The 9,103-nt window shown below is 70.8% G+C and carries 8 protein-coding genes; 1 reads left to right on the top strand and 7 read right to left on the bottom strand.

The genetic code is table 11. The features are described 5' to 3' along the window. Positions 1–263: 263 nt before the first annotated feature. The 6 genes from lnt to ACZ6DL_RS06370 form a co-directional block, all read right to left on the bottom strand. On the bottom strand, positions 264–1,913 hold the full coding sequence (gene lnt, locus ACZ6DL_RS06395) for an apolipoprotein N-acyltransferase (protein WP_466049584.1): 1,650 nt from the start codon (positions 1,911–1,913) through the stop codon (positions 264–266). A gap of 924 nt (positions 1,914–2,837) precedes the next feature. Then, positions 2,838–4,436, bottom strand: coding sequence for an amidohydrolase (locus tag ACZ6DL_RS06390; protein ID WP_466049365.1), 1,599 nt, complete (start codon positions 4,434–4,436; stop codon positions 2,838–2,840). 40 nt (positions 4,437–4,476) lie between these two features. Beyond that, the gene (locus ACZ6DL_RS06385) at positions 4,477–4,731 is read right to left on the bottom strand and encodes a ribbon-helix-helix protein, CopG family (RefSeq protein WP_040870117.1); all 255 of its coding nucleotides are present in this window, start codon (positions 4,729–4,731) and stop codon (positions 4,477–4,479) included. 57 nt (positions 4,732–4,788) lie between these two features. Continuing rightward, positions 4,789–5,271 carry an FxsA family protein gene (locus ACZ6DL_RS06380; RefSeq protein ID WP_466049364.1) on the bottom strand — a complete coding sequence of 161 codons (483 nt, stop codon included), beginning with the start codon at positions 5,269–5,271 and terminating at the stop codon, positions 4,789–4,791. Positions 5,272–5,363: 92 nt separating this feature from the next. Continuing rightward, a complete protein-coding gene (locus ACZ6DL_RS06375; RefSeq protein ID WP_043698749.1) occupies positions 5,364–6,023 on the bottom strand; it encodes a response regulator in 660 nt (219 codons plus the stop codon). A 135-nt stretch (positions 6,024–6,158) separates the two neighbouring features. Continuing rightward, positions 6,159–7,331: a sensor histidine kinase gene (locus tag ACZ6DL_RS06370; RefSeq protein ID WP_466049361.1), complete on the bottom strand. Its 1,173-nt coding sequence runs from the start codon at positions 7,329–7,331 to the stop codon at positions 6,159–6,161. A 251-nt stretch (positions 7,332–7,582) separates the two neighbouring features. Between ACZ6DL_RS06370 and ACZ6DL_RS06365 the strand changes: the two genes are divergently transcribed. Further along, on the top strand, positions 7,583–8,350 hold the full coding sequence (locus ACZ6DL_RS06365) for a TSUP family transporter (protein ID WP_466049582.1): 768 nt from the start codon (positions 7,583–7,585) through the stop codon (positions 8,348–8,350). Here the strand turns inward: ACZ6DL_RS06365 and ACZ6DL_RS06360 are convergent, their stop codons facing one another. Then, positions 8,351–8,998 carry a TetR/AcrR family transcriptional regulator gene (locus ACZ6DL_RS06360; RefSeq protein WP_245660173.1) on the bottom strand — a complete coding sequence of 216 codons (648 nt, stop codon included), beginning with the start codon at positions 8,996–8,998 and terminating at the stop codon, positions 8,351–8,353. Positions 8,999–9,103 lie beyond the last annotated feature (105 nt).

Here is a 9,103-nt window from a genome sequence, read left to right as displayed (position 1 = left end):
GATTGCCGACGTTTTGGATTTGTGTCACATCCAACGTCCTTGGCAGAAGGCCACTTTGGTTGGTTACATTTCCGCAAACATTGCGACTCAACTAGGTCGATCCGAAGCAAAACGGGCCCTGACCAGACCGTTCGATGGTACCCCGGCGAGCGCCTCCGTTGCCTGGCGAACAGTGCGCAACTTAATTACGCACCTTCACTTCCGGGACAATGGGGGCAAGAACATACCGAATGTACGGTTAACGTCCGGTCGGCGGGGAAAATTTAGCGTTCGCCGACAAGACCGGGCGTCGGCCGGGCCCTGCGCGCAGCTCGCCGCCGAGCGACCGCGGCCAGCGCGGCGGCAGCCGTCAGAATAACGAAAATCCGCTCCGGGGCTGGCCCTATTCGTGTTGCGAGAGTGGTGTCGTCACGCAACGGAAGCTCCGCGACCAAAGCGGCGGGCACGAATAACGCGGTTTCCTGCCGGATAGCGCCGTCGGCGCTGATAATGGCGCTCACCCCCGAGGTGGCCGCGACGACCAGCGCTCGGCCGTGCTCGACGGCACGGATGCGCGACATGGCCAGTTGCTGATAAGTCATCTCGCTGTCGCCGAAGGTCGCGTTGTTCGTCGGCACGGTGAGCAACTGCGCACCTGCGCGCAACGCGTCCTCGAACGACCGGTCGAAGGCCACTTCGTAGCACGTCGCGACACCGATGTCGATACCCGCCGCGTGCACAACTCCATCACCATTTCCCGGTACGAAATATCCGGCCCGATCGGCGTATTCGGAGAAAAGCCGGAAAAAACTCCGCATCGGCAGGTATTCCCCGAAGGGCTGGATGATCTTCTTGTCGTGGCGCTCACCCGGGCCCGCCGCGCCGTTCCACACCATCACCGAGTTGGTCGTCGTCCGGTCCTGGTTGATCAGCACGGCACCGACCAGGATGGGCGCGCCGATCCGCTCGGAGGCCGCGGTGATCAGGGCGGCGGCGTCGGCATTGCGCAGCGGATCTATGTCGGAGGAGTTCTCCGGCCAGATCACCACATCGGGGCGCGGCGCGCGGCCTGCCGCCACTTCGTCGGCCAGTTCTTCGGTGCGCCGGACGTGGTTGTCCAGCACGGCTCGCCGTTGCGCGTTGAAGTCCAGCCCCAGGCGCGGCACGCTGCCCTGGATCGCCGCGACGGTGACCTTTCGGACGCCGACGTCCGGATCGGGCAGCGCGGATCGCAGCAGCAAACCGGTGAGCGGCATGACGAGCAAAGTGAGAATCACCGCGGCGTATCCGAGTCGGGTCGCGGGCCCGCGCGCGGCGCCCGGTCCGAGCGGACCGGTCTCGGTAGCGCCGGTTTCGCGCCTGCCTTCGGGGGTAAGCGAGGACTGGAACAAGGAGACCAACGCCGCCGTAGCGGTTCCGGTGAGCGCCACCGCGAACCCGACCAGCGGGGCGCCACCGACCGCTGCCAGCGACAGGAACCAACCGTCGGCTTGGCCGAACGCCAAACGCCCCCACGGGAACCCGCCGAACGGGAAGCTGGATCTGCCCCATTCGGCCGCCGTCCATGCCGATGCCACCCACAGCGGCCAGCAGGGCGACGTACCGACGAGCCGGCCGAGCAGGCCGAAGACGCCCAGGTACAGGGCGCAGGCGAGGGACAGCGCCAGCCACGGCAGCGGCCCGACGTAAATGCCGGTCCACGGTAGCAGCGGCACGAAAAACGCCAGTCCGGCCAGGAATCCGTAGCCGAAGCCCGCCCGCAGCCGACCGTCGCCGCGTACGGCGAGGGTGAGTATCGCAACGCCGAGCGGTGCGAGAAACCACCACGGCCTGGGCGGAAAACTGCCGAACAACAGCAGTCCCGCCACGATCGCCGCCACCGAGCGCGCCGTCACCGGATGCCCGCGTAACACCGCGGACACCTCCCGCCCCATCCCGAGCGCTCGCTCTCGCACCATCACTGGGCCACTGCCCGCCATCGGATCGGCGACCGCCGGTCAGCCGCCGACCGCCGTTGGACCTTCCGGCACAACGCAAAACGCACCCCACCGAGGGATCGCCGCTCGGCAAACCCCCACCGATGGGATGATGTGGCGTTCGTCACACGGAACCTCGAGGTCGCCACAAGCAGCCCGGCCGGGCAGCCCTCGGCGCACCGGTCGGGCCGAGCCGGTCCGGCGGCGATCTCACGCCGCACGTCCGGCTCGACCCGAGCGCGGCGCAGAACCACGCGAGCCGCGACCGTATCCGGGCGATCGGGCGTCCACCTGAGAATCGTCACCCGCCACCGGATCGTTAACCGTCGCTGCCACGATGTCGGCTTCCCGGTCGCACTTCCCCGGGCAAGCCGGCGACTCCCGGCCGGAACCAGCGAACCGGTAGGCCGAATTCGCGCCGGGTGAACTCGCCACTCGAACGTGCGAGGCCGCTGCCTCGCAGTCCCGTCCGCGCTCGCACCGCCGCTCTTCCGCGACCCCACCCATCTGGCACTCAGTGCCATACCGGTCCCCGTGCCGGTGCGGTATCGCTCCGCGGCGGGCAGGTGGCGGCCCGAGTTCCGCCGGGTCATCGAGCGTAGGCATCCCGCTGCCCGGCGATCAGGAGTGAGAAACCCGGTTACCGCTCTTCGGCAAACGCACTCCGCACGGCGGGCTCCATCTTCTGGGACTGTCCTCAACGCATGCTCCGGGCTGGACGCCGGCTGCCCTGCGGTCGTCGGCTGGAGGTACGGCGTCCGCCGTTCGGCCGACCTGGGGCCGGTAGAGGGTAAGCGAGATGGGAATGTCCGGCCGAGTTCGCGTACCCGAAGGCCGGGCACCGAATGGCCGGGAGCCGTGGCGGGCTCCGCGGCCGCGCGCTCATCGCGCATAGATCGTCACTCCCCGGTGCACGGTACGCAGGCACGTGGGCAGCGGTGCGTCCGGTTCGAGCGCGGGCAACCCCGGCACTCGCGACCGCGGGTCGGTGGACCAGCGCTGTACCGAATCGGCGGCCGCGGCGACGACGAGTTCACCGGTATCCCAGATCGCGTAGGAAGCGGGCGCGCCGGGTACCAGGGTGCCCGCCACCCCGTCGCGGACGCCGCCCGCGCGCCAAGCGCCGCGGGTGGCCGCTGCGAACGCGGCGCGCGGCGACAGGCCGTGGCCGGGGGTGCGGTGAGCAGCCGCGGCACGCACCGCCGCCCACGGGTCGAGCGCGGTCACCGGGGCGTCGGAGCCGATCGCCAGGGCGACGCCCGCGGAGGCCATGGCGGCGAACGGGTTCGACGCCGCTGCGCGCTCGGCGCCGAGTCGCGCGGCGTACATGCCCTCCGGCCCACCCCACGCGGCGTCGAATCCCGGTTGCACACTGGCGATCACACCCCAGCGCGCCAGGCCGGCGATGTGCTCGCCGTCGACGAGCTCGGCGTGTTCGACGCGATGCCCGAGCGCCGCGACCGCCGGGACGCCGAGTTCGGCGACCACCCGTTCGACACCGGCGAGGACGGCGTCCATGGCGGCGTCGCCGATCGCGTGGAATCCGGCCTGGATACCGGCTACGGTGCAGGCGCGGACGTGGGCGGCGATCGCCTCGGCGTCGAGATAGCTTCGGCCGCAGCCGGATTCGTCGGCATAAGGCGCACGCAGCCATGCGGTGTGCGAACCGAGGGAGCCGTCGACGAACAGGTCACCGCCGAGGGCGTGCACCCCGAGTTCGTCGATCAGGGCGCGGGCCTGCTCGGCGCTGCCCACCGCCTCGCCCCAATAGGCCCGGACCTGGACACCGTGTTCGAATTCGAGCAGTTCGCGCACGTCGGCGCGGCCTGCGATCTCCGGGCCCGCGCACTCGTGGACCGCGACGACACCGCGCGCGGCGGCATGGTCGAGTGCCGCGGCGCGCGCTCGATCCCGTTGCGCCCGGGTGAGATTCGCGAGCGCGGCGGCGCGCACCGCGTGATGGGCGGCGGCGCGCACGGGCTCGCCACGGGTGAATCCGTCGGTCGCGGACAGTTCGGGCAGCGCGTCCAGCAACGCCGAGGACGCCACCGCGGAGTGCGCGTCCACCCGTGAGAGGTAGACGTGCCTGCCCGTACCCGCCGCCGTATCGAGTTCCTCGACGGTGGGCGGCCGTCCCTCCGGCCAGGTGGTCTCGTCCCAGCCGTCGCCCAGGATCGCGCCGTCGGGGTGTGCCTCGGCGAACTCGCGCAGCGACCGCAGGCAGTGCTCGAGCGACCGGGTGGCCGAGAGGTCGAGCCCGGTCGGTTTCAGGCCCAGCGCGGTGACGTGCACGTGCGGATCGACGAACGCGGGCGCGACGAAGGCGCCGTCGAGGTCGATGATCTCGGCCTCCGGGTGCAGCGCGCGACCCGGTTGCTCGGCGCCCAGCCAGACGACGGTGCCGTCACTCACCGCCATCGCCGTGGCGTCGGGTGAACTGGCACTGTAGAAACGGCCGCCGATCAGCAACTGGGTACTCACGAGGCACCAGTCTGCCGTATGCCCGATCCGGCGGTTTCGGTCAGCCGTTCAGCAGGGGGTGGCGCGCCAGATCCTCCGGCTGCGCCAGCACCGCCATCACTTCCGCGTATTCCGGCGGCGCACCGCCGGTTGCCGCGGCCGCCGGGGGCAGGCAGCCCGCCTCCACGGCGATCAGCTCCAGCCGCAGCGCCGCGGCCGTGAATCCGGAAATCGACTGTCCCGCAGCGGCCGCCGCTCGTTTGACCGCGGCAGCCAGCTCCTCGCTCACCGTTACGGTGAGTTGCTCGGTGGCCATCGCGCCACGATAGCCCTTCGCGGCGCGACAGGGAACCGGGTACGCCGACTCCGACGCTCAGGCCGAGGTGATCGCGCGGCGTGCGTTGCCCTGGCCGTCGTCGTACCACTGCCCCATGACGGCGCCGTCGACCACTTCGCCTCCGTCGACGACCACGCCGCGATAGGGCGCGGCCGCGACGAGCCTGCGGAAGCGGCGCGCGGCGAAGGCCATCACCAGGGGGCGCACCAGGACTCGTGTGGGAGGCAGCAGCAGGAGCAGGCCGAACAGCGAGGTGACCAGGCCGGGCACGAACATCAGCACCCCGCCCGCCGCGACCAGGGCGCCATCGGCCACGGCGGTCCCGGGCGCCACTTCCCCCCGCGCGGCCCGGCGGAACTGCTCGAAAACCCTCCGCCCTTGGGAGCCGACCAGCAGCAGGCCCGCGGCCGATCCGGCGATCAGCACCAGGATGGTCGGCAGCACGCCGATCAGCTGACCGGCCGCGACCAGGGCGGCGACTTCGACGACGGCGTACAGCACGAACAACAGGGCGGGCATGGCGATCCTTTCGGACGATCTACCCGGTCAACGTTCCGCACCCGGGTTTTTCTCCCCGATCCGCCTGATAAGGCGCTGAGATCCGCCTCGCATCAGCCGCCCGGCCGCACCAGCCCCGTCTCGTAGGCCAGCACGACCGCCTGAACCCGGTCGCGCAGACCGAGTTTGGTGAGCACCCGGCCGACATGCGTCTTGACCGTCGCCTCCGACAGGTACAACTGTTCGGCGATCTCGGCGTTGGAGCGTCCGGCCGCTATCTGCTCTAGCACCTCGCGCTCGCGGGCGGTGAGCACGTCGAGCACGCCCGGGTCGCGGGTCCGTGCCGGGTTCTCCGCGATGAGCCGGTCCAGTAGACGTTTGGTGACCTTGGGCGAGACCACGGCGTCACCGGCGGCGACGCTGCGGATGGCCGAGACGAGATCCTCCGGCGGGGTGTCCTTCAACAGGAATCCGCTCGCCCCGGCCCGAAGCGCGCCGAGCGCGTGCTCGTCGAGGTCGAAGGTCGTCATCACCAGCACCCGGCTGCCGTGCCCTGCCTCCACGATGCGGGTGGTGGCGACGACCCCGTCCACTACCGGCATCCGCACGTCCATCAGCACCACATCGGGGCGCAGTTCCGCCGCTCTGGCGACCGCGGCCGCGCCGTTGGCCGCCTCGCCGATCACTTCGATGTCGGGGTGCGCGCCGAGCACCATCTTCAATCCCATCCGCATGAGTTCCTGGTCATCGACGACGAGCACGGTGATCGGCACGTTGCCCAATGTAACGTGACCGCTTCGGCGCGCCGGGCGACCTGTGCCGCGACGGCTCGCGCGCACCCGGCCTGGGGGCCGAAACCCGATGCGGCGCAGCGCTCTACGCGTCGCGGAAGAATCCGGTGGCCCGGCTCACTCCGTAGCGACCGGTCGCAGCGGGATGCCGGCGCGCACGCGCCAGGCTCCGTCGGCGTCGCGGCCCGCTTCCAGGCTGCCGCCGAGCACGGCGACGCGTTCGCGCATCCCGACCAAGCCGAGCCCGCTGCCCTCGATGCGCGTGCCCGATTCGTGCAGCGGGACCCCGCCGGTGTCGGTGACGTCGATCAGCACGTCGGCGTCGGTGCGGCGGACCCGCACCCACGCCTTCGGGTGCGGCCCGGCATGCCGCAGCGTGTTGGTCAGCGATTCCTGCACGATGCGATGCACGCCGAGGCTGACCTCGGGGGCGATGTCGTCGAGTTCGCCGGTCAGCTCGAGCTCCACGGCCAGACCGGTGCCCCGCATCATCTCCACGACCTTGGCGATTCCCGCGGTGCCGTGCTGGGGCAACTGGTCGGGAGCGTGCTCGGTGCGCAGCAGAGCCACGGTTCTGCGCAGTTCGCGCAATGCTTCGCGGCCGGTGCCCGCGATGGTGGAGAGCGCCTGTTCGGCGGCGTCCGGGTCGCGGCGCAACGCGTATCTCGCGCCGTCGGCCTGCACGATGATCACGCTCACCGCGTGGGCCACCACATCGTGCAGTTCCCGCGCGATGCGGGTGCGTTCGGCCGCGACGGCGTCGTGCGCGCGACGCTCCCGGTCGTAGTCGGCGACCGCGAGCCGGGCCGCCACCTCGGCGTCGTAGGCGTGCCGCGCGCCGATGAACTCCGCGAGCGTCCAGCACAAGGCGTAGAACATGATGGTGAACACACTGTCGGAACCGGAGGGTTTCCCGATCGCCACGATCGAGAGTGCGAGATCCACCGCCAGGCCGAGCCCGTACCACAGTCCGTCCCGCCGGCCGACGTAGGCGACCAGGGTGTAGAGCATGATGCCGTGCGACAGCATCGCGATGTGGTCGGCGTCGTCCTCGGACAGGAAGCCCACCAGCGTCGCCGTCAACGACAGTGCCAAGGTGGTGGCCGCCATGGCCCGGGGGTACACCCGGCGCAGGGTGAGCGGCAGCGGGAGCAGCACCCCGATGGCCAGGTAGGCGAGCTTGTTGTGCGCGTTACCCACGCCGATGATCTCGAGCAGCACGAAGACCGCCGCGAGCACCGAATCGGCCACGACGGGCTTGCCCCGGAGCCACAGACTGAAACGACGCACGCGATCAGCCTAGATGCGCCCGGCTGGAAGGCAGGCGGGCCCGGCGCCGGGCTCCGTCGCGGACGGTGGGCGCGATTTCCGGCGCGACACGGCCGTCGAGACCTGGCCTAGAGGCGTCCGAGGGTGCCCGCGCACGATATCGCGGCCGCACGCGCGCCGATCTCTCCCAGGGCGACGCGCGTCCGGTCCGGATCGGGAAACCGATGGCAGGCGGAACACCCGGTCAGGCCGGGGTCTGGTTGTCTACCGGTGTGGAGATCGGAGACTGGGCGGTTCTGTTGACGGCGGCGACGGCCGCGGGCTGGGTGGACGCGGTGGTGGGTGGCGGCGGGCTGATCGTGCTGCCGACGTTGTTCGTGGTGGCCCCCGGGATCGCGCCGCAGACCGCGCTGGGCACCAACAAGCTCGCCGCGGTCGCCGGGACGAGCGCCTCGGTGCTGACCTTCGCGCGCAAGGTGCCGATGCGCTGGCGGGTGCTGCTGCCCGCCGCGGCGATCGCCGCGGCGGCGGCCGCGGTGGGCGCCGCGGCGGTCTCGCTGATCGACCGCGCACTGTTCGTCCCGATCGTGATGGTGGTGCTGGTCGGCGTCGCCGTGTTCGTGACGCTGCGTCCGTCGATCGGCGTCACCTTGGCCACTCATCCGCCCACCCGGCGCAAGATCGTGCTCACGGTGGCGCTGGCGGCGGGGTTGATCGGCTTCTACGACGGTCTACTCGGTCCCGGCACCGGCACGTTCCTGATCATCACCTTCGCGACCCTGCTCGGAACCGAGTTCGTGCGGGCCGCCGCCATGGCGAAGGTGATCAACTGCGGCTCCAACGCCGGAGCGCTGATCTTCTTCGGGGCCACGGGGCACATTCTGTGGGCGCTCGGCGCGGGAATGGCCGTGGCGAACGTTCTCGGTGCCGTGGTCGGCGCGCGCATGGCGCTGCGCAAGGGCGCCGAGTTCGTGCGCGTCGTGCTGCTGGTGGTGGTGATCGGGATGGTGATCCGCTTGGGCTGGCAGCAGTTCGGCTGATCAGCCCACCGGTTCGGCGCGCTGGGTGGCGAGCCAGGGTTGCAGCACCCGCGATGTCGTCTCGTGAATCCTGCGCTGCAGGCGCTCGGCGTCCTCGACACCGGCCACCGGCTGCTGGAACAGCACGGTCAGCGCACCCGACACCGCGCCGACGACCGCGCCGACCAGGGCGGCGGCGCCGACCTCGTCGAGTTCGGCGGGAAACGCCTTGTGCAACTGTCTGGCGATCTCGCGCTGGGTGACCAGTTGGGCGTGCGCGGCGCGGCCGCTCACCGCGGGTACGGTCCGTGACACCTGGGCGCGCAGCGCGCCGATCCGGGCATAGAGGTCGTCGACGAGATGCTCGCCGGGGTTGTCACCGGCGGCACGCAAGGCGCGCAGCAAGACCTCCACCGGGCGTTCCCCCGGTCGCCGGCTGGCGATGGCCGCCACCGCGGCGCGCACCCGCTGGTCGGATTCCGGGAAGAGCAGCTCTTCCTTGCTGGCGAAATAGTTGAAGAACGTGCGGGTGCCGACGTCCGCCGCGGCGGCGATGTCGGCCACCGTGGTCTCCTCGTAGCCTCTGGTCTCGAACAGCTCGGCTGCGGCTTCCAGGATGGCTCGGCGGGTACGTTCGCGTTTGCGGTCACGAAGGGCGGATGGCGGCACGCGGGCACAGTACGGCATCCGGCGAGCAACACGCCGGAGGTACGAGTGTCGCGCGCGCCGTTCGCCCTGCGGCAGCGGCGCATTCCGTGCGAACCGGCACGCGAT

This window comes from Nocardia sp. NPDC041819 (assembly GCF_055590505.1).
This window is presented reverse-complemented; position numbering and strand designations above follow the sequence as displayed.

Bases quoted from the DNA above. Each gene is read 5' to 3' on its own strand.
- lnt (WP_466049584.1), bottom strand. From the start codon at position 1,913: ATGGGGCGGGAGGTGTCCGCGGTGTTACGCGGGCATCCGGTGACGGCG.
- ACZ6DL_RS06385 (WP_040870117.1), bottom strand. From the start codon at position 4,731: ATGGCCACCGAGCAACTCACCGTAACGGTGAGCGAGGAGCTGGCTGCC.
- ACZ6DL_RS06380 (WP_466049364.1), bottom strand. From the start codon at position 5,271: ATGCCCGCCCTGTTGTTCGTGCTGTACGCCGTCGTCGAAGTCGCCGCC.